Genomic DNA, 21853 nt, shown 5'->3' with positions numbered 1-21853 from the left:
CCATAGCGTCCAGTGATGTCCACCACCAGCCAAGCGATTCGGTGGGGTAAAAGTGGGGTAAAATTCTAAGGCAACCGAATCAGGCAAGGGGTAGAGAGTGGCAAAGTTAACGGCGAAGCAGCTAGAGGCCCTTACTTCTTCCGATGACGGCAGAATCCTTCGGGAGGACGGCGGCCTGGTTGCCAGGGTTCGCGCAGGCGTCCGTGGTGTAACGGTGCAGTTTCGCTACGAATTCAAACAAGACGGACTGAAACGCGATCAAAGTCTGGGCAGCTGGCCAAAGAAGTCTCTTGCTCAGATTCGTGCCGAACGTGATGAGGTTAGAGCGACGGCTGCAAAAGGCATCGATCCAACCGCTGCCCGCAAAGCTGCCAAGATCGAAGCTCAAGCTGCAGTCGCAGCGACCATTGCCGAAGCTGAACGCCAAGCTGCCGAAAACAAGACGGTGGCCGACCTGTTTGATGAATGGATTCGCGACGGCGTATCCCGCCAGGATGGCAATGCCGAACTGATCCGCAGCTTCAAGAAAGATGTCCTACCGCTGGTTGGCAAGAAGCCACTGCGCAACCTGACCGAAAAGGATCTGCTCGCGGTGCTGCGCTCAGTCAAAGCCCGAGGCCTGAACCGCACCGTCGTTATCCGCAACAACGACATTGGCCAGATGCTGCGCTGGGGTGAGAAACGCAAACCCTGGCGAGGCCTGATGACTGATGGCAATCCAGCCGACCTTATAGATGTCAGCAAGCTGCTCGATCACGATTATGAAGAACAACGAGACCGCCTACTCTCCCCCGACGAGATTCGCGAGCTGCGTGACATCCTCGAACGCCAGGAGAAAGACTACGAAGAGCTTCCCGCTGGCCAGAAGTATTCCGGCATTCGCCCGGTCAACACTCGAGTCCAGTGCGCTCTGTGGATCTGCCTGAGCACCCTCTGTCGTATCGGCGAGCTGCTTAAGGCCGAGTGGCGCTACCTGGACCTGAAGAAAGGCACCTGGTTCATCCCCGCCGAGACTACCAAAGGCCATAAAGGCAAACGCCAGGATCACCATGTGTTCCTATCAGCTTTCGCCATAGAGCAGTTCAAGTGTTTGCAAAAAGAAACCGGCCATACGCAGTTCTGCTTTCCCAGCAAGGACAGCCAAAGCCATGTTGATACCAAGACGGTCAGCAAGCTCATCGGCGATCGGCAGTGCCGCTTCAAGAACCGCAGCAAGCCCCTGGCCGGCCGACATCATGACGACTCACTGGTACTGAGCAAAGGAACTAGAGGTGAATGGACGCCGCATGATCTGCGCCGCACAGGCGCTACCATGATGCAGGAGCTGGGTGTGACACTGGAAATCATCGACCGCTGCCAGAACCACCTGCTGGGCGGCTCCAAGGTACGCCGGCATTACCTGCACCACGATTACGCCAAGGAAAAGACCGAAGCATGGCGGTTATTGGGAGAGAAGCTGGAGTCGATTCTTGCTGAAGGTGCAGTAGCTCAAACTCAGTGGCCCGCTTCCTTTTGATGGCGAAAGGCCAAGACATACGCAGTATCGTCTATGCGCTCATAGCGGTAGAGAGCCACGTACCCTGAGTCACCAAACTCTATAATCAGCTCACGCAGCTGCGGTAGATCTGGAAACGGGCGCCCTACTTCCGGATTTTCTTCCAAGCGAGCCAACTGGCGCTCAATCGCCTGCGCAGCGCGCCGCGCAACCAGCGGATCTTTATCGGCAAGGAATCGTCGGCAACGCTCCAAGCCCTTCGCCGCGCCTTCAGTAACAATCAATCGTGGCACTTGGGAAGCTCTACCTCAGTATCTGTACCCCAGCTACCGAGCCAGGTCCGAGCTTCTTGGCTGGTCAAATGCCGTCCGGTTTCCTGATACGCCGCCCACGAGGCCAACGCTTCCTGCTTAAAGCTCTCTCGGGCCTCCTCGCGCTCGACGTACTGGGTGATCGCCTCGCGCATGATCCAGTGAGACGAGCGCTGGCGTTGGCTCGCCAACTGCTGGATGCGGCCTTTTAGCTCGTCATCAATTTTGATGGATGTGGCCATGGTTAGCCCTCTTTATCTATAGGTATTACCTCTGAATAAGGTAGCAGCAGACGTATAAAGCTGTCCATTCGATGCTCACAAACAGATTACGATGATGGAGGCTAGGTAAGATTCACTCACACCGAAATGGGTCCTCACTCGCGTGTGCTTTTACAATCTGCGGCTTGCAATCGTCTAGGTGCTCCATCATCTGCAGGCGGTGACAGGCATGCCTGATGCACGGGTCAGGGTGGATATGATTGTTCTCCATCTCAGAACTGCGGACAGCTAGTTAAACCAGACCGGTTATAAAGCAGATCCTCACAATCTCGTGACTGGCGTTTCCGGCCGATTCTGTTGAAAAAGGCGGTCTATGCTGGAGCCACCTTTCGAGCGTTCAAGATACGCACGATTTTGACGTTGCTGCGCGAAATCTGAAGCTGATCGGGAGCGGAACTGCTTCAGATGTCAGAGGCCTACTTTCGAATGCAAACATTGCAGAGGGGCTTTTTCAACAGAATCGGCCAGAAGCAGTCACCCAAAGCCGTAGGCCTCAGGTTGCGTTAAGGTGCAGCTTTGTGCGTGGAGCTCCGCACCATCTATACAAAATTCTGTACAGGCCAGAGCGGGGAACGCATGTGGTTTGATGAGTATTCGGCTCGCAGAACTAGATTCGATTGAGTAACTTCCAGCAGGCCGCTTAGGGCTGCCAGCGCTTCTCTAATCTCATACAGCAATGCTTATATTTAGAGCCCTTGCCACAGGGACATGGGTCATTCCTGCCGACTTTCGGACCTGTGTAAGCCAATGCCCCCTGTGCAGGCTCCGCGGCTCCAAATTGGAACCGCACATGAGGGAATTCACGGGACATGGCAGCTTCCTGCTTGTTCAGGAGAACACTATGGATCCTGTTGCACCCCGGCAGCGAGTGATGGTAGTCAGGATTGGCTTGGATTTCTTCCGCGCATTGCAAAATGCAATTGCGTGCTGATTCCAGCTCTAGAAGATCCTCAGAGTGTATCGCCACTAGATTGGCATACGCGTACAGGGCCCGAATCCGAAGGTGCGGGATGTTGAAGCACTGCTCATAAAGATGCCGTGCATCTGCAAAGCTGCGATTCGCTACTTTCTTATCCGCTATCAGCCCCGCCAACACCATCATGGCATCAGGATGGCGTTGGTCTGCGGCTGCGGTTAGCCAGTGGAGGGCGGTAGAGTGATCCCCGACAAATGCGTCCCCCTGTCGATGCAGCGCGTGCAGGTGATATTGAGCTTGCGGGAAACCGGACTCTGCGGCTTTCAGTGAGCACTCGAAGGCTTTCTTGAGGTTCTTCGGTCCGCCAAGCCCCAGCTCATGCATTCTGCCCAGTTGAGCCAATGCCCGCGGGTGCGACTGCTCAGCGGCTTTCTGATAGTGCTCTCTTGCGCACTCATAATCGCTGTCAAGGTGCTCAGTGCCATTAAAGAAGAAGTCGCCCATCATGGCTTGGGCGTCCGCATGACCCGCCTGGCATGCCCACCAGACATAGTGTTCACCGCGCCCACGATCGTAGCGACGACTTATAGACCCGTCAGGGTTGTCCTTGAGTCGAAACAGGTACGCGCCATATTCATATTGTGCACCTGGATGATCGCTCTCGGCGGCACATTTGAACCAGTGCATGGCCTGATCGATGGCCTCACGCGAGAGCATACCGGCCGCCCCATAGCCGTCATCAAAACGATGCAACCCATAATCGGACTTCTCTCGATCGGCTTTCTCTTTGAAGTAGACGCCTAGCGTATATCGAGACTGCGCATCCTCTTCGAATATGGCTTTGTAGCTGAGGTCTCGCTGGATGTGCAGGGTGGGCTCGATGACTTCATATTTAGGCGTTGCCGATCTGCCGGTTCTCAGCCAGTTCAAATGCTCCAAGAGCTCACGAGCGAGCTGCAGCCCCTTAGCCACCATCGAAGGGAAGTCGAGGGTGCCCGGCGCATATTCTTCCGGGTGGGCAGCTCTATTCCCACTGTCGCGCAAGGTGTCCAAGGCTGACAGTATCTTCCCAGATGAGCCCGCCGCGTTGTGCACCTTTTCGATCTTGCTGGCGATATTGAACTCAAACCTTGCCGACGGCGCTATCTCATCGCAAAACACAGCTGCAAAGCTACGCAAGTGGGTTAGGGCGTACGCTGGGGTAACGAAGGCCAGGTCTTTAGCCTGCTCGTAATGCACGGCCAGGTCGGGGCTGACGCTCTTTGCAAAATCGATGTCGTTCATAGTTGGCCAGAAGGCGTGAGTGAGGCGAGAGTGGATAGATGTTTGGCACAAGATACTGGGACTCAACCGGTCAGTCACAGACTTTGAGAAGGGCGCCAGCATCGGCGCTGGTTAGGGCTTCATGCGGCGGGAGCGATTGCGTGCGTCGATAATTGCTTAGACTTGACCACCCATTTGCACTCATCAACCTTACCAGTTATTAGCAGCGAATCTGACCGGCATGCTTCATGCCCCTGGCAGGCAGGGAACGGCCAAAGCAGTCAGTTACAGCCAACCGAACGAGGCTATATTTCTCGCGCCAACATTATTTCGTAGCCCCCTGATTGTTTCGCATCTTCCCGCCTGCCGATCGAGAGATCACGTAACCAGCGTTTCGGCTTGAATCCAGATTGAAGAGACGATAGCGTTTCGCCATAACGCTGCATAAGGAATTGAGCATGGCAAACGCGGTTTCGGCCGGATGGCACGGGCATGATTATCAAGCCCGATTTTTCTGGATTCATGCATCTGCATTAAGGGACCCAGATCAGTCACATGTCATTGAGGTCTCCTACGAGGCTGACGGTCCTAAAGCGTTCGACGACGTAATTATTCGCTATGAGCCGCCGCGGGCGAGCACTGGGCCGGTGCGCATCTCGGTTGACTACCACCAGATCAAGTTTCATGTCACTGGCGCAGGTCGATTCGGCTACGCAGATCTCATCGATCCAGCCTTCATCGGCGCCGAATCGGTGTCTCTCCTGGAAAGATTGAAGCAGGCAAAAAAGAGCGCACCTCAGAACTCTGCTTATCACCTTGTTACGATTGACAGCGTTAAAGATGGCGATCCACTGGGTGAGATCATTTCAGCCGTGGACTATTCCCTGCGCCTTGACAAGCTATCGGTTGGCAAAACGGACACCAGTAAAATGGGCAAGGTTCGCAAGCTGTGGCGCGAACATCTCAAGCTCGCATCGGACGACGAACTGAAGAAGGTGCTGGAGGGACTTCATATTGCAACCGCCCAGCGGTCTCTGACTCAGCTGCGCGAAGAAGTGAACCTTCGCTTCCGAGTAGTTGGCCTGATCAGTTGCCATGACAGTTCCGAATTCCGTTTCGACGCTGCTGCAAGGTCCCTCAAGAGCAAAGGCCTGTACCAGTTTACGCGTCAGCAGTTCGAAACCCTCTGCCAAGAGGAAGGTTGGGTTCGTTCCGATCCTCCTGAGAATCTCCTCAACGTAGCCCTTCGCTCGTTTGCAGATGGTCCAACCGACCGTATAGACGCGCTACCGGAAAACACTCTTTCACTATTGCAGCACTTTGACGGCCGTCACCTCAGACCAGGCGAGGATTGGGCATCTGTAGTTCAACCCGCGGTTGAGTCGTTCCTAGCGCGAATAAAGCAATCGGAACGCCGTATTCGATTGTTTCTGGACGTTCATACCTCAATCGCATTCCTGGCAGGACGATGCCTCGGACTGAAATCCGGCATGGAGGTTGAGCTCGTTCAGAAGGGGCGCTCAGGGACATCTGTTTGGCGGGCAGATGACGGCAAAGATAAGAGCGCAACCGATGTCACTGTTGAACAACTCCATGCTGGTCCAGACATTGCGCTTGTGTTGAGCATATCTCGAGATGCTGTGGACGATGTGCGGGACTACGTCGCCAAGCAGCCGACGATAGGCAAGATTTTGCACATCACGCCTACAGAGGGGCCAGGCCAAAACGCTGTAGCGGGAGGGGCCCATGCCGCCCGCCTGGCGGACGACGTTGCCAAGGCAGTGGCCAAGGCTCGGGTTCCATTCGGCGCTCAAATCCACGTATTTAGCGCGGCACCGAATGCGGTCAATTTCTTTGTGGGTCAACACGTCGAAGCTATGGGCCCATGCGTTTTCTACGAGTTCGATTTCAACCGCCGCGTCGACGGTAGCTACCACCCCACCTTCAAGGTTCAATGACATGGAACTCAAACCTCAATTCGCGGAGTTCCTAGCGGGAATTCGGCCAACGCCTTCGCAGCAGGAAGATTGGAAAGTCGGGTCGAAGACCTTGCGAAGCCGGCTCGAGTCCGATGAGAAACTCAAGGGCATCGTCGTAGCCACCTTCCTGCAAGGCAGCGTTCGCAGGTCAACAGCCGTCCGCCCCCTGGGTGAGAAACGTCCAGACGTCGATGTCGTGGTGGTGACGAATCTGGATTACAACCGACTGACACCGAAGGAGGCTATGGATCTCTTCGAGCCATTTCTGGAGCGTTACTACAAGGGGAAATGGCGCCCCCAGGGGCGCTCATTCGGGATTGAGCTTTCCTATGTGGATCTCGACCTGGTAATTACGGCTCTGCCCACCGACGGCCCGCGTCGCAGTCTCCTAGAACAGCTCTACCGGTCGCAGTCAGTGTTGACCACTAACTCGCTCGAAGAAGAGACCAGCTGGCGATTGAACCGCAGTTGGACACCACCTAGCGGTCTGCTCGGCAACGCGATACCTCTTCAGGACGCGCCTCAGGAAGAGTGGAAGCCCCATCCATTGTTTCTTCCGGATCGGGATGCCGGCAAGTGGGGGCGCACTCACCCACTCGCGCAGATTCAATGGACGGCGGCAAAGAATCGAGCGTGCAATGGCCACTACGTGAACCTAGTGCGAGCAATGAAGTGGTGGCGCCAGGAGAATGCAGAAAGTCTTCCTAAATACCCGAAAGGCTACCCACTGGAGCACATGATCGGGCATGTCCTGGTCGACGGTACCACCTCCATGGCGACGGGCCTGGTTCAGGCCTTGGAGAGTTTCAGGGATACCTGGTCCTATTATGACCTGCTCAATTCAGTCCCAACACTTGCCGACCACGGTGTCCCAGAGCACAACGTTCTCGCACGCTTGTCGGTAGAAGACTTCAAGGCCTTTTACGCGGCAGTATGCGAAGCGGCCAAGCTGGCCAGGAAAGCGCTCGACAGCACCGATGCCCAGGAGAGCGGTCAGTTGTGGCAAGACTTGTTGGGGCGCAAGTTCCCACTGCCCGGCCCGCAAGGTGGTGACAGGTCGAATGGCGGCTTTACCGCACCGAACCACTCTGCCCAGCCTGACAAGACTGAGCGGTTCGCTTGACTGTTTGTCAAGTGATAACGCCCCGCATTCTGTTGTCGGTTGTTGATGCCATCAACAGCGGTGCACGCACCCATACAGACAGTAGCTGGGTGCTGCATCCGGAAGGAGAATGGTCGCTCCGGTTCGTAGCGCGTCTTTCCGTACCGCCGACTGACTTTGTGCCAAGCGAATCGATCTGGCAGCTAGTGGTCTGGACAACCCATAGCGGTGAAACAGCTCACGTTTATCCAGATGCTACTCACGGCATCACCGCCACATTCCCTCACCAGGATTACAACGGCGAAGCGTATCCACCGCGTCATTGGAGGCTCGGCAAACCTTGCTTGGAAAAACCTATCGGAGTTTTCAATCGCACTAGCTGGTCGAACGAACCTCGCAACCTGGCCGAACGCATGTCCTGGTTGCTGCAGCGCTTATTGAACTGGATTGACGCGGCGGCAAGCGATTCCCTTAGCGTTGAGGGAGACCCACTTGAGCTTCCGCCCCTACCCGGACAAACACTCTTTCCACTGTTGGGGTTTCGAGAAATCACCGGCGGCCTTTCGCAGTGGATGCCTCGCCAAGGGAGTTGGGGCTACGCAAGCACAAGCCCGTTGAAAGGGGCCGATGGCACTCGGGTCATAACGGCATATCAACTGGCCGACGGCGAGATCTTCAGGACCACTGAATGGTCGCCTTCGATGCTGAGCAAAGAACGTACATCAGATGCCCTGTGGCTTGTCTTGCCTGAGATGCCAGTAGCGCCTCCCTGGCAAGCGCCTAAGTCTTGGCTGGAACTAAACGAACGCCTAGCAGCTAACCACGTCGATCTTGAAAAAATACTCGTTGACATGGGGCGCGCGGTTAGGCGAAGTCCTCGGAGAGCGCCGCCCTGGGTACTACTTCTGGGATTCCCGATCGCGGAACGAGTTGGGTTAGCACCATCCCGATTTCACTGGCTTGCGATTAAATCCCCCCCACTCGCCAACAAGACAGCGCGGCGAAATGGATTCAGGTCCTGTGAGCGCAACCATCGCCAATGGGATGCTGAAATTGCTATATCCAAGGAACCCCTGAAGTGGCAGCGCACAGCCAACTGGGCCTCGGACCAATTGAGAACGAGGGGAGCGGCCGAGAGTGAGATGTGCGGGCGTCGAATTGTATTGATAGGCGCAGGTTCCCTCGGAAGCTCAGTCGCAGAGAACCTCCTCCGTATGGGCGTTTGCGAACTGGGTATTCTGGATTACGACTGGGTGATGATGGGCAATCTCAGCCGCCATACGCTCTCCATGCAGGCGGTGGGGCACAAGAAAGCCAAGGCTCTTGCTGCGCACCTCAACGGATGCATGCCCGATGCAAAGGTCAGGGCGTTTGATACCGTGTTTCCGCCCCATAGCGAACAGCTCAAACAAGCAGTCAGAAGCTATGATGTGATTGTCGACTGCACGGGCGACGATGAAGTATTGGATGCTCTGGCTTCGTTCGATTGGCAGAATGAAAAGCTCTTTGTGAGCCTAGCTATGACGTGGCGAGCGGAAGGCCTTTTCGCGTATGCCGCATCCGAATCGAGCTTTCCAGCTATAGATGCCAAGGCCCAATTCTCAGCCTCTCCCACCCCTACCTTCGACGACTTAGACGCAAAGATCGAAGGTATCGGATGCTGGCATGCCGTATTCCCTGCGACCGCCGATGATGTTCAGCTATGGGGAGCGATTGGTAGCAAATTCATACGTAGGGCCGTATTGAGTCCAGGAAGGCACTACGAGTATTTCCGGCAAATGCCGGACGGCACAGTCGAGCATGCAAAATGAAAAACTCTGTCCCGCTCTCATTCTCGAGCCCCGGTGCCCCATACACTGTGACCTTAGAGGCTGCAGCCTTAAGTAAGATGGTAAGTGACTGTGTCCGGGCAGGAACGCACGAAACGGGCGGCATTTTGATAGGGAAGTACAGTAGCGACGGGAGCGTTGCCCTTATCTCGGAAATTACATCACACCCCAAGGACTCAATCAGCAGCTCAGTCACCTTCCAACGCGGAACAATTGGGCTGAGAGAATTGCTCGCCGCGCGTTGGGATGAAGGTTTTCACTATGTCGGTGAGTGGCACTATCATCCTGGCGGAGCACCGGAACCAAGCGGCCCCGATATGCATACCATGCGATCCATCGCGACAAACTCCAAATACTCGTGTCGAGAACCGATTCTGATCATCTTAGGTGGACGCCCTCCACGAGAAGTAAAGCTCAGTGCAACAGTTTTTCCGGCCAATAGGCCAAGCGTGAGATTAAATCCATTCTCCTATAGCTGACACGCGCCATCTTTCCTGCGGGCTGTTCAGCCTAAATGCCGTCCAAAGATGGTTAGCTCAACAGACTGCCGCTTATGGCCGGTTTCAGCCTGCTACGACAGGCACCTCCCGGCCAGAAGCGGTCGTTGAGTGTTTAGGAAACTAGGGGCGATTCACTGATCTAAACGGCGAATTACGTGTTCGTATCAAATGTCGATAATTGCCCAGCCTGCCTGCTGCAGTGCTGTCCTCCTCTTGGTCTCGGCTTTACCCTCACCCATCGAGCTTTTGCGCATGGCCAGACAGAGCATATGAGTCGGCCTGGTCATCCCCACGTACATGAGCATCATGCTCTTCTTTGCCGCCTCGTTCGGACGCTTCGCAGCTGAGGCTTTGCCTTCAAGCCACGGCAAGAGCTTGTTGACGAAGTGAGTGCGGTTGTACGTTTCCAGAATCAGGGTGGCAGCATGCGTTTTACCCTTCTCGGCGTGAATCGAAGACAACCGGATGTTCACGTTCTCAGAACCGGTCTCAAACCTGTACGTGTTGAGCAGCGCACCAACGTTATCGCCTGGGTCTTCTACTTGAGGAGCAGTTGACCAGGCAAGGTAGGCTTCAGCATCCGTTGCTGCCATCAGTTGATCAGAAAACACCAATTCCGCCGCAAGATCCATTAAGTCTGAGGCAACTGTTGCATCCCATTCCGCCTGGGTAAAACCAGCGGGGCTAAACAACAGCCGTTCGAGCCATTTACGATATGCAGCGGCCACACCAGGACGCCCGGAAAGATGCTGTTCGACGCATTGATGACTGCGAGACCTCGCCACAATCGCGTCACTGGGAAACGCCAGGCGCACCAGGGTCAACAAGCAGGACGCAATCAGTTCCACGCCTAAAGCCGCAGTTGCATCCTTAGCAACATATCGACGAGCGATGTGCACCCCCTCTGCAAATGTACGTGGCTTGAAGGAAGGCTTATTAACCTCTGACTGATACGGTGCCCAGTAATGCTCAACCGCTTTGGGGTAATGCTCTGGCTTGTCATTGTCCAGCCGATGTACCGCTCCAACCGCATAGACACCTGACCTCCGCACACCTGCAGGTAGGTGCTGGATCAATAGCTGCCCATAGGTATCCAGCACATTGCTCACATCGCCATCAGGGAAGACGATGATGGTATTAGGAGCAGGCAGGCTGGCACCACTCTGCCTCAACCCTACCAAACCACCTGTGATCGGCAGGTAAGCAAAGGGATTGGCGATTGAGGCGATCGACTGATTGAAACGGAAGCTACTGGCGATCTCCATGGTGCGCGACTGATCGGGAAACGGCTCCGGTAGCTCCACCCTCTCTTCAAAAATTTCCTGGTTGGGATCCCCAACCCTGATGACACAAACATCTGGATCCTGGCGCGGAAAAACCTTGCTCAGAATGTCGGCCTGCTCGTACCGCGTATCTTGCATCTCATCGACCAGAACGCAGGGAAAACGCGCTCGCAAAGCGCTCGCTACCGCAGGCTCTTGAGCCAGCAGCGCATCAGCCAACACGAACACTTCATCGAAGCAAAAATACCCTGTCTTCGCTGCATGAGTCATCGCTTTGCAGACCCTTTTGTAGGTGTCTGTGTGGGCCCCGAATTTGAAACTGGAACCTGTGAGCGGGTTGTCGAAATCGACAGTGCGCAAGCGCAACTTTTCGAGTTTGAGGTGCGCCGATTCAAAAGCTGTCTTGATGCCCGCGTATTCCCAGGGCTTCAGTGCTTTCCTACGAGCAGCATGCGTGAGTTCATCGTCGATGGCCGTGAGGGCAATGCCTTCCGATCGCAGCCATGCTGAAGCAAGGAATCGCCCAGTGAATCCATGGATAGTGTCGATGTAATGTGGGTAGCGAAGCAGACGTTGCCCAATCTCCGAGCCTCCCAAGCGATGCTCAATTTCCTCCCGCGCTGCGTTGGTATGTGAAAGGACGCAGATACCCTGAGTTCGACTCTTCCAATGGCGAGCGAGGATCGCCAGCTTGGCCACCACCAATGTGGTCTTGCCGCTGCCTGGGCAAGCGGAGACGTCCAGTGAGCTCATGGACTTCAGGAAGCTGCGCCTAGGCTCGTCCAATGCCTCCAATTTCATGAGGTTGGTGACCCACTCCACATCGTCATCGGTTATCGGATCAATGAGCTGGGTCAGGTTCATTCCTCGCTCTCCTCAACAGCCGCTGAAGTGTCGGCTACAGTGCCCATGGCAACCGGCGTGACCGTAGACCCCGTCGGCGGTACTGCTGAGCCACTGGTGGCGTATTCGATCGCGTGAATCACAGACTTTGATAGCGAGCCACGCAGAGTTGCCGCATCCAGCGTCTTAGCTTCGAAACGCTCTTCTATCAGGTCGATCAGGTGCTGGGCAGTAATGGTTTTGGAGGCCTTCTTGACCAGCTTGTAGACAGCCGAACACCTGGCCTCCTTGGTGGAGTGGGCTGCCTCAATCGCCTTGAATGCGGTTTCAGCCTCAACCAAAAGAGCTGCTCTAGTCACCTTCCCCTGATCAACCTTTTCCTCGTTGATCGCTAGGTAAGCTGCCGCGTGCACTTCACGCGCAAGACCGGAGAAGGCCAGGTCATATTCGAGTGTCCAGTGGTCTGCTACGAAGGTTCGAACGCACTGTCCGTCGCTCACCATCCGCTTCTGGCGGTGCTCAGCCATACCGGCTTCTTGCTCTGCAGTATTCGCGCCGAAATCACGCACAGCCTTCCAGCGGCGGGTAGTACTGCTCCACTTGGGATCAGTCGGCCCCGTTACCAATTCGTGAATCTCAGGCGCGCAGTCAGGCATGACATCCATGTCTGTAATACACGCCGTAGGAATGGAGATTTCACCCTTGCTCGTATCTCGACGCTGCATGATCTTGGAGTAGCGTCGTAACCCTACGCCGCCCACATTGATCACCGACACACCATGTTTGGTCAGGTCTTTTCCAAGCCTACGCGCAAGGGCTGGCAGAAGGATCGCTTCAGCATCGCCCTCCACCACCAACAGCCCTTTGGCGAAGAACAATCCTGCTTTCGTGACATCTAGGAATCGACTCAGGAACCGATAGTCATCTGCGCCCAAGCAGGTCTGATCTTCAGCCAAGGAGAACGCGTGCCCTCGATGCATGAGCACAAGATTCTGGATCGGAATCTTTGAGCTCAGATTCGGGCTGTGTGTGGTCAGAACCACCTGTACTGGTCTCAAACCATCCGCAGGTTTCGCGGCCTTCTCAAGAAACTCCATAAGCTGCAGTTGCCGCTGCGGGTGCAGATGAGCCTCAGGCTCTTCAACCAATAGCAGCGGCAGGCCGTCCGGCTCTTTTCCAAGCAAGAGGAGCTCGCAGGCCATAAACAGTACGTTGTTCGAGCCCAGGCCATACACGCCCCGAGACTCCCCCGAAGCGTGATTAAGCAGTCCGAGCTCTAGGCGCTCAAGGATCTGTTTCAGCCTCGCATCCTCGGTACCCCCCTCGCCGAAACTGACACGGCTTGTCAGGGGCTGTCCCGTAAGAGAAAGCGGGGCTAGGTAGTTTTGGTTGATGGCATGTTCAGCGCTGACGATAGCGCTGTGCTTGTTCACCAGATACCGCATGTAGTCGCCCATACCAGCAATGCTCAACGCTTCTGCATCAACGGGGCTAGCAGGCGGGATCGCGGTATCGAAAGCGTTTCCGACATCGATGCTTGGGAAGCTGCTCAAGACCTGAGAGAGCCGAGAATTGCGGCCTGGCGACATCTCGCGCTCTGCATCACGTAATGGTTTCAAGTACGCAGTGGCGAGCAGAAGACGGGCCCCTGCATCCAGGGACGGCCCTTCCCCGTTCTCTCCGGAACGCACTGAAATATCTACCCATCTGCGTGTGAGCGTTGAGCCTTGGACGCGCGTGGCTGACCAATGGATGTGCAGCCGACCTACGCTGTTCTTGTAGGTAACATACTCAGCGAACGCACCCAGTTCGGCCTTACTCAAACCATCTAATGTGCACCTCAGCGTAATGGTGCTGGCCTGAGCTCCGCTGTCATTGATATGGAAGTCTTCTAGTTGCAGCTTCAGGTATTCGGCATCACGGGTTTGCAGTACATACCGGATCGCATCGATGACTGCCGTTTTACCTGCATCATTTTCCCCAACCAGCGCGGTGACACCTGGGTTGAAGGTGACCTCCAAGCCGTGGTTGGCCTGGCCAAACTGGCGGAAATTTTCTAGTTTCAAAACAGATAGGTACACAGCGACGCTCCCTGTTACTCATGACGAGGCAGGGACGCCTATCTTGGCCATTTCTGCCAACGCAGTGCTAATCCCTGATGACTGGTAGCTTTATGACATGATCTGCCGGGCGAAACCAACCTCTTGGGATGACTGTCCGCTTCTGGCCGGAATGCGGACGGATGCTGCCGGAAATAACTCAGTTCCTTTTCTCCACTGGCTGGTTCTTCAGAGCTCAACAAGCCATTGCAGGAATTCGGGGAGGCAGGGCACTGGAATAGCCGATTACGGCGGCTCCAAGAGTGGGTTACAGTTAGAATTTAATCTACTCAACAATCGCCTTTAAAAACGCGTCCCTAGCATCCTGATAAAACTGAATGTCGATCTTCGTCGCCATGTCATCAGACAGGTCATAGAGCTGGCGCCGGCATGTTACCGGCATCAGCAGCGCACTAGCCCCCTTCTCCACCGCCAATTCGGCGATGCTCACCGGGTTAAGCACCGGCTCGATAGACCCACCCAGGTTGATCTCGCCCACCACAATCAAGCCGCCCCGAACAGACTTCTTCAGCAGACTGCTACACATCGCAATCAGAGCGGCGACACCGAGCTTGGAGCCGCGCTTGGCGGCGTCGAAAGCGCGCAGCTGGACAGTGAACTCATGTGCGCGAGGATCCCGATCACCAATCAGCTGGGAGGCACGAGCGTAGAGATTTTGCTCGGCGTAACGCACCGACTCCTTGAAGGCTGGTGGCACTGGATTGTTGAGGATCTTCACTCCAGAACCTGGCCCTTCGTTGACCTCAATCCGGTACAGGCCCGCGTTATCATCAATTTCTGCCCCGCCCTCACTGATTGTCCAGATCTGGCCAGGCTCTAGGGGGTCATCCCCGATCTCGTTATCCGCCCGCAACTCAGGGGTCGCAACGAACTTCTCGACGCCGTCATCACCAATGAAGTAACTGAAGTGGGTGTTTCGAAACTCAGCAGAACCGATACGCTTCTGCTGCTCTTTGACCCGACGGCGCACCTCAAGAGCGAGGCGCGTTGCCCACTCAAGGTCTTCATCTGAAATCGTCTGAGATGAATCGGGATAGAGCAGCTTGAGAAGGCCGGACACCGTCTTGTTCACCGCATTGGTATCTCGGCCGCTCAAAGCGCCGCCCAGATGGACTCGGTTCTGCAGCGCACTGACCCTGCTCTCATAGCGGAGACGGCTCAGGCACTCCGAGAAAAAATCACTCACTAGCCCGAAATGATCGGTGGTCAGCTCTCGATTCATCTTGGGCACATCCCAGCCAGGTAGGAAGCAGTGAATCCGATCCATCCAGGCGGTGTCATCACGCATTTCCTGAGGCAGCGGCCCAAACAGATGGCCCACTCGCTGCTGGTGCTCAACGTCTACATCGAAATTTCCCACGAAAACCAGCGAACCATCGGCACGGATACTCTCCTTGCCGCGACTGAATTCGCCAGACTCCATATACCCTTTCATGATGTTGATGCCTTCCTTCGAGTCGAAGGAAATGCCGCTGATCTCGTCAAAGCAGACCACGTCGTATTGGCACACCAGACCTCTCTGGCCGCTGGCGTTATTGACGAACATCTTGGCAATGGTGGCCTTGCCGCCAGAGATCAGATGCGCATAGGGGGAGACCTGCTGAAACAGATGGCTTTTACCCGTACCGCGGGGACCCAGCTCAACCAGGTTGTAGTTCCGCTCAACGAACGGAACCATACGAAGCAGGAGCGCATCTTTGGCTCGGGCATCTAACCTCTCAGGTTCAAGGCCGATGGACCTCAGCAGAAAGTCCTTCCACTCCTCACTGCTGAATGTTTTTCGCGCCTCGCCAAGGGTGTCGAGCACGTCGCGCTTCGAAAGCTGAATGGGCCGCAGATCCTGCACGCCAAAAGGATTACCGCGCTCCTCCGCTATCGCGGGATCGTACTCCAACGTGATTTCCGCATAGAAACCACCAGTGAGCAGGCGCTCGTTATCGTCCACTAACTTATCTGCGATACGAACGTTTGTGAGCTGCACGCTGGGCAGGCTTGCGAGATAACCGTTGTCTTTCTGGCTAAAGCGCGCACTTACAAGATCAATCAACTTCACCGTGCCGTTCTTGTATGCACGTGCCTTGAACAGCTCCTCCTCGCCGGCCTTGACGGTCCGGGAGGAAAGCTGACGTTCTACGATCTCGATACCCTCTTCGATCTCATCGGGATCGGTGCTGGCGCAGTATCGACCCAACAAAAACTCGACAACATAGGTTGGCACAGGGAATTGCCTGGCAAAGGTTCTGACCAGATCCTTGCGGACGATATATCCCTCAAAGGCTGCCGCAGCTTTCGAGTCAAGAGTATCCAATTCGATCACGCTTCATCTCCAACCAAGGTCGCCTGCTTAGCGAGCACGTTCCCAGCGCTGTCCAGCACTACTACCACAACCGCATCTCCCTCCCGATCATCGTCCTCCACCGGCAGGCTGCACTTGCCCCCCTTGAGGTTTTTAGTACGCACAAGCGAGGTCGTCGGATCTGCAGGGCTGCTGCGCAAATCGACACTCAGATCAGCAGCTGTACTTTGTACTTCTACGCGACACGTCAGGCCCAACCACTGCACCTTTGTGATAGCGGCGGCACTGAGCCTCAACGACGGCGCCGCTGTGCTGAGCACCTCGATGATTGGCGTCAAACACTCCTGCAGGCTCAAGCCTCCATGATCGTAATGACGCCCAGCAAGGAAGGCACTGGCCCCTGGTGCAACGGCAATCGTTTGCTCTGGATTCCAGCGCCAATTGACGGTGGGCAGAACGGTTTGGACGGTGCCTTTGATTTCAGCACAGCGAGCCCAGCGCACCTCTGCAAGGTGTTTGGGTAGATCGACTTTAGTCATCGGCTGTGGTGTCAAAAGCCAACCGTGATCTGTGACGATACGGATTTTTCGCCAGCCGGCCTGCAGTAGCTCCTCAACACGCAGGTATACGTCCTGCAGCAGAGCATCAATCCGGCCTGCCAGACGCAGATTGTCTGTGTGGCCGGCTTCATCGATATTGCCGGTCTGCACCCAGGCCAATCCTTGAGGATCACCATTCTCCTCAGCCCCCAGGACTTGCCAACCGCCCTCTTCCATTAACTTGCGGAAGTAATGAGCGCTCAGCGGCTTGTCCTCAGCCTTCAAGCTGGGCTGGAAGTCAGTATCGGTTGTACGCCCCGTTACCTGATGATGAATCGGCATCACGGCAGCTTTAGCCGTGGCCGTCACCGAAGGCAGCGCAGCCCAATTTGTCCGCTGCCTAACCTCACCCAAGCTTTGCAGACGGACTGCCAAACGCTGCGCTACGTCATAGCGCAGTCCATCGACAAAGAAAACGACCTCACTGGAGGTTTGATAGGTGGCAACAGCTTCATTCACGCCGTCGCTCCCCGGATAGCCTTTCGCTCTCACCAGCTGCTGGAAGTTTAGCGCCGTCTCGTGCAGCCAGGGCGTATACAGGCTGTTGAGGATATCCCTCACCAACAATTGCATTGACGGTTCTCGGGCCATCGCCAAGGCCCGGAGTTGAGCATCGTCAACGACCCAAAAATGGCTCCGATAATGCTCGGCCATTTCCTCGGGAGAGGTACCGGAAAGACCACTATCTCCAACTGTTTTAGCAATCAGTACCAGCGGTTCGAGCAACTGGGCGATAGGAGCCGAACCCATTTCCGCCCACACCCATGACCGACGAACGCCATGGTGGACATCAAGATCAATCAGCCCCTTACGCAGCTCGTTGCTACCGCAAGTGGAAAGCGAACGCAGCTGCGCCAACAGATCGTTTTCCTGCTGCTGGTTATAGCTCGGATAGGTCGAGACATCTGCTGCCAGATCAGGCTGACAGCGCATCAACACATTGGGCAACCGTGAAAAGGCAGCCGTGTTTTCCGTGAACCGCTCCCAGACACGAGCCCAAGGGCCCAACCGGGCACACAGCTTCTCCGCCGCGACCAGATCCCCATCTTTCTCAGGATGGACCAGAAACTCGCCATGACAGATGCCGACAAAAGCTTCCCAACGCGCTCCCGCCCAACTTGCCTGCACACCCTTGCTATCACACAGCCAGGTCAGCACATCCCGGACGCTGTCTGTGCTTAGAAGCTGGTTGAAGTCACTGGCTTCCAGTCGACGCCCTTGGAGTTGCGAGACGTCGGTATCGAGCAATGGCTCGAGCGCGCGTAGCATCGCAGTTTGGGTCTTCGCGTCCTGTGCTACATCCAGTCCTAGGCCACCAGCGCGGGAAATTAAGAATGCATTGGTCGTCCAGTCTTTGGCGTTCACCTGGCTCCACAGCACGCCCCGATACTGCAACTCGGCCAAGGGCTGCAGTTCCACAGGGCATGCAGTGATCGCCCGCAAATCCTGCCGGCTCACACCCGGCAAATAGATGATCGGGGTCTGGCCAACCGGAAGGGAAATCTCAGGCAACGCATCTGCGATTACACACTTCAGCCATATGGCCGGGCCTTGCCGGTGATCGGGCTTGTAGCTTCCGAGCGAGAAAAGCTCTGGAAGCGCACTTTGGAGTTGACCAAGTACAGGCAACCACTCTCGATCCTTGTCAGGCCAAAGGATCGCTGTAGGTGCAACCTGGGAACTGGCGTTGTACTGCGCTGCTGCACGTAGACTCGCAGCCAAAGCCTCAATTACGGTCATCGCTTCTCACTCAAATCTCGGGATTGCCGTAGCCGCGCAGATGCTCAGCGGAATCACATGAAGCACTGCCGGTTGCGGCTTCCGGAACTGCCGGAAAACCATCTGCCGGCAATTCCGTACCGCGCTTAAAACACCCCATTCTGCCTTAAGAGGAGCATGGCGAGTGCCAGACCTGCCAGCGCAACTCCAGCCAAGCTGGAGCTTGCCACCACCCACTTCGCCAATTTTGATTGCTGTAGGGCCAGCTCGCCATTGCGCTGCTCAAGCACCCCCACTCGGTGGAAGACAGGAGCGACAAGCTGGCTGATCGATTTTTCTATCTGCTGCGGCATCGCTTCCTCGAAGCGAGCCAAGCGCCCCTGAAGCTCTTGCTGCAGCGCTGAGTGGCTCGCAAGCTGATGCTCATGTCCTTCGATTAACCGAACTAGCTCGTCACCACGTGACTCGAGGGCAGCCACCGCCGAAGACTGGGATGCACCAAGATCTTTACGAACCTGGTTGAGATGCTCCTCGATCGCTACCAGGAGCTGGCGGTTGACCTCCGAAATCCGCTCCTCTGCCGCCTCGACCCTTTGCACACAACCGACCAGGTTGCGCGCTTGTTCGGCAGTAACACCCTTGGCCTCCATCAGCCCTTGATTCGCCTTTTTAATCTCGCCCTGTTGGATCTCAAGCGCCTTCTGCTGATCGAGAATTTCCAGGTTCTGTTGCTTAAGCTGAGCGGCCTGTTCTTCGAGAATTTTTTGCTGGCGAAGCAATATATCCTGCTGATCACATAGGACTTTAGAAATAGCGGTGTTGAAAATTAACAACTGAGATGAATGGCGATTTAGATTAGAAATTGTCGTAGTAAGATCAAGCTGAGCGTCTTTAATCTTATCTTCTGTATTATTCCACCACCTTGACACTGCGTTCTGCGAATCTTTTTCACTGCGAGCAGCCTGCAACTTATCGTTGGCGGCTTTAGTCTGTTGCTGTGCGCCAACAACAGCCCCAACTAGTTCCTTAACGCAACTATTACCAATCAGTGCTTCCGGCAGATCCGCTGTTGATAGCGCGGTAACGATTTGGACTTCTTTACCAGTCAAACTGCTCATTCCGTTGCCTTCTTACCAAAAAAATCGTCTAACAATGCATTGGTTTCGTCGAGGTAGGAAATCATCTCCTTCGTCTCGACCACTTGCGTCTTCGCACTTTCGACAGCTTGCGCAAGGCTGGACGCCACCGCTTGTGATGCGCGCCCAGCCGCGCCCAACAGCTCACCAGTTTTTTCGTAGCTTTTTATCGACTCACCGTATTTCGCGATAGACGAGAGTGACGCTTCGGAAGCTACCACCAAGTCACTCGCCATTTTCTCGGTGAGCTTGGCATCGGTAGCTATAGCATCGAGGAGTTTTTCGTCATAAGCGTACCGGTAACGCGCGAACACGTTATCCAGCTGATACGCCAGAAATGCGGAAAGCAGCCCCGTCATGATGCCAATCAATACCCCGGAGACCGCATCCGCGACAGGAATGAGAAATGGCACGGTCTTTAGAAAGGTCGCCACACTCTCCTGCAGCAGAAAGCCCACACTGGTCACCACAACGGCGGTCAGGACCTTCAATCCTTCCTGCAGTGCCTCACTGGATGTCATGCCTTTAGGTGGGAACATGATCATCTTGAAAGCCTTGACCAGACCCAGCAGCCCCTCGCGGATGATGGTAACGAAGCGCTTGGCCGTAGAGAGAAAGTTGTTGATCAAGAAGGTGATCAGGTTGCTCATAAAGCCACTGACCCCACCCTGAAAGGCTTGGGAAGCAGCTGCGGGGATTTTCTTGACCACAGAGGCTATCACGCGCTGAAGACGCTCTTTGATCTCCTCGAAGAGCGTCTTGCCTGCCTCAACGCCAGCCTTGATCAGTACTTTAAATTCGTTGAAAAGGCCATTGACCAGTTCAGTCAACAGCAACCCAAGCGATTGCCTGAGGCCCATTAGAGCAGCCTGCTTGCCACCAGTTTGTAGCAGTTCTGTTGCTTGTTTCTTTAGAAGAGCGCTATTTGCCGTGTTCTCGGCATGAGCCCTAGCTTTCGAATAGGCCTCATTAACCAGCTTATCGTCTAACCCAAACTCTTCTGCGTTAGTCGTACCATCAGCCCTCTCCCTACCAGCCCACTCCTTGAGATCATGAGCTTTCTTAGAGCCGTTAGCTGGCTTATTCGTCAGAGCTAGATTGTCATCGTGATTCACCATTTCTCGAATGCGAGAAGTATCAACCACCTGCTCACCTGTTGCGGGATCGGTAACAACCTTACCTAGAGCAAGATGATTCTTCGCAGTACTGTGGGTTTCGCCAATCGACACAACATGGTCGAGCTCAGCATTTACCACTTCACCGCTTTTAACTTTAGTTTTCCCATCTGATGAAACAGCTGCGCCAGTGTACTCATCCACACCTAACTTTATTTTATCAGCGCGCTTTTGTTCCCAAGTCTTGCCACCCGCATTCTTGGCTTTTTTTTGTGTGTCTACCTCGTAGAGTGACCTCACATCTTCGTCATACTCAATTTTTGAGTGCGCATGAAGTGTCTTATCTGATTCCGTCGCGACATAGGTGTCGTCATCGCGCGAGAAATTACGTAGCGTCGTAACGTTGCCCCCGTTCTTGTCTTCGAACATGGCCATGGACAGGCCAAAGGGGCCAATGATCTGCCCAAGCACTTGCTGCTGACAGTCAGCAAATAATTTCTGCAGGCGCTCCTCGCGCAGCTCGGTAAGCGTTTTTTCCATATCGCACCTCAGCAGCCGACTTTGGCTTTCACAAACGACTCAAACCACTTGGAGAAACTCGATGCCTTCAAACGCCTGGAGGGCAACTCACCTGAATACTTGATGACTTGGCCAGGTGTGCCCTTTGAGGAAGGCGCAAGATCCAGGCAGAGATGGTCGCCACCACCACTGGAAGTAAACGGCACCCAGCTTGGGCTCCACCACTCAGCAATCACTTCAGGATCCGGCTTTGCGGCTTCTCCGTCGAAATCGCCACCTTTAAGCAGCCGATTCAAGGTCGCCCAGTCCATCAGAATTTTCTCAATTGAGAGAAACTCGTGCCCCTCGAACAACCAGTCAGCTTTGCCCTTTTGCCCATTATGAATTTTCAGGCAGGCGACAAAAACGGCAGGCAGTTGCGCGCCTATGGTCTTTTCGAGCTCGCGAATCTGGGCATCGGTAGCCGGGGGGTTTAGGTCGGCAATCAGCTCGGGATTGTGAGCGCTTAGGTGGTTTTCCAGTTGCTGCCAGAGCTGCTTCATGTCTC

General features: G+C 55.1%; 15 protein-coding genes. 5 read left to right on the top strand and 10 right to left on the bottom strand.

The window, feature by feature from the left end; all coding sequences use genetic code 11:
- Positions 1-97 precede the first annotated feature (97 nt).
- Positions 98-1516: a tyrosine-type recombinase/integrase gene (locus ACN0V1_RS19310; RefSeq protein WP_417546548.1), complete on the top strand. Its 1419-nt coding sequence runs from the start codon at positions 98-100 to the stop codon at positions 1514-1516.
- Here ACN0V1_RS19310 and ACN0V1_RS19305 read toward each other — a convergent pair.
- From ACN0V1_RS19305 to ACN0V1_RS19295, 3 genes are all read right to left on the bottom strand, one after another.
- Entirely contained in the window at positions 1495-1788 is a 294-nt protein-coding gene (locus ACN0V1_RS19305) for a type II toxin-antitoxin system RelE/ParE family toxin (protein ID WP_125870438.1), read from the bottom strand. The genes ACN0V1_RS19310 and ACN0V1_RS19305 overlap by 22 nt on opposite strands.
- Positions 1776-2048, bottom strand: coding sequence for a CopG family ribbon-helix-helix protein (locus tag ACN0V1_RS19300; RefSeq protein ID WP_023127699.1), 273 nt, complete (start codon positions 2046-2048; stop codon positions 1776-1778). Before ACN0V1_RS19300 ends, ACN0V1_RS19305 begins: the two co-directional genes overlap by 13 nt.
- A gap of 679 nt (positions 2049-2727) precedes the next feature.
- Positions 2728-4287: an SEC-C metal-binding domain-containing protein gene (locus ACN0V1_RS19295; RefSeq protein ID WP_417546547.1), complete on the bottom strand. Its 1560-nt coding sequence runs from the start codon at positions 4285-4287 to the stop codon at positions 2728-2730.
- Between the two features lie 437 nt (positions 4288-4724).
- Here ACN0V1_RS19295 and ACN0V1_RS19290 point away from each other — a divergent pair, with 437 nt between their 5' ends.
- From ACN0V1_RS19290 to ACN0V1_RS19275, 4 genes are all read left to right on the top strand, one after another.
- On the top strand, positions 4725-6224 hold the full coding sequence (locus tag ACN0V1_RS19290; protein WP_417546546.1) for an SAVED domain-containing protein: 1500 nt from the start codon (positions 4725-4727) through the stop codon (positions 6222-6224).
- Between the two features lies 1 nt (position 6225).
- Positions 6226-7368 (top strand): SMODS domain-containing nucleotidyltransferase, encoded by a 1143-nt coding sequence (locus ACN0V1_RS19285; RefSeq protein WP_417546545.1) that lies wholly within the window; start codon positions 6226-6228, stop codon positions 7366-7368.
- A gap of 392 nt (positions 7369-7760) precedes the next feature.
- Complete coding sequence (locus ACN0V1_RS19280) at positions 7761-9158, top strand: HesA/MoeB/ThiF family protein (protein WP_417546555.1); 1398 nt, start codon at positions 7761-7763, stop codon at positions 9156-9158.
- Positions 9155-9655 (top strand): Mov34/MPN/PAD-1 family protein, encoded by a 501-nt coding sequence (locus ACN0V1_RS19275; RefSeq protein ID WP_417546544.1) that lies wholly within the window; start codon positions 9155-9157, stop codon positions 9653-9655. The genes ACN0V1_RS19280 and ACN0V1_RS19275 overlap by 4 nt, the downstream gene beginning before the upstream one ends.
- Before the next feature lie 185 nt (positions 9656-9840).
- On the opposite strand, the gene ACN0V1_RS19270 is transcribed toward ACN0V1_RS19275, so the two are convergent.
- The 7 genes from ACN0V1_RS19270 to ACN0V1_RS19240 all read right to left on the bottom strand — a co-directional run bounded on the left by ACN0V1_RS19270 (position 9841) and on the right by ACN0V1_RS19240 (position 21848).
- Positions 9841-11823 (bottom strand): UvrD-helicase domain-containing protein, encoded by a 1983-nt coding sequence (locus ACN0V1_RS19270; RefSeq protein ID WP_417546543.1) that lies wholly within the window; start codon positions 11821-11823, stop codon positions 9841-9843.
- Positions 11820-13883: an ATP-dependent nuclease gene (locus tag ACN0V1_RS19265; RefSeq protein ID WP_417546542.1), complete on the bottom strand. Its 2064-nt coding sequence runs from the start codon at positions 13881-13883 to the stop codon at positions 11820-11822. Before ACN0V1_RS19265 ends, ACN0V1_RS19270 begins: the two co-directional genes overlap by 4 nt.
- Positions 13884-14187: 304 nt before the next feature.
- Positions 14188-16239, bottom strand: coding sequence for a protease Lon-related BREX system protein BrxL (brxL, locus tag ACN0V1_RS19260; RefSeq protein ID WP_221740051.1), 2052 nt, complete (start codon positions 16237-16239; stop codon positions 14188-14190).
- Positions 16236-18557 carry a BREX-1 system phosphatase PglZ type B gene (gene pglZ / locus ACN0V1_RS19255; protein WP_417546541.1) on the bottom strand — a complete coding sequence of 774 codons (2322 nt, stop codon included), beginning with the start codon at positions 18555-18557 and terminating at the stop codon, positions 16236-16238. Before pglZ ends, brxL begins: the two co-directional genes overlap by 4 nt.
- 125 nt (positions 18558-18682) lie before the next feature.
- Complete coding sequence (locus tag ACN0V1_RS19250; protein ID WP_303877713.1) at positions 18683-19654, bottom strand: hypothetical protein; 972 nt, start codon at positions 19652-19654, stop codon at positions 18683-18685.
- On the bottom strand, positions 19651-21327 hold the full coding sequence (locus tag ACN0V1_RS19245; protein WP_303877715.1) for a hypothetical protein: 1677 nt from the start codon (positions 21325-21327) through the stop codon (positions 19651-19653). The genes ACN0V1_RS19250 and ACN0V1_RS19245 overlap by 4 nt, the downstream gene beginning before the upstream one ends.
- An 8-nt stretch (positions 21328-21335) precedes the next feature.
- On the bottom strand, positions 21336-21848 hold the full coding sequence (locus tag ACN0V1_RS19240; RefSeq protein WP_303877717.1) for an SMI1/KNR4 family protein: 513 nt from the start codon (positions 21846-21848) through the stop codon (positions 21336-21338).
- Positions 21849-21853 lie beyond the last annotated feature (5 nt).

Origin of the sequence: Marinobacter sp. (assembly GCF_048266785.1) — a bacterium.
Taxonomy (GTDB): Bacteria; Pseudomonadota; Gammaproteobacteria; order Pseudomonadales; family Oleiphilaceae; genus Marinobacter.
This window is presented reverse-complemented; position numbering and strand designations above follow the sequence as displayed.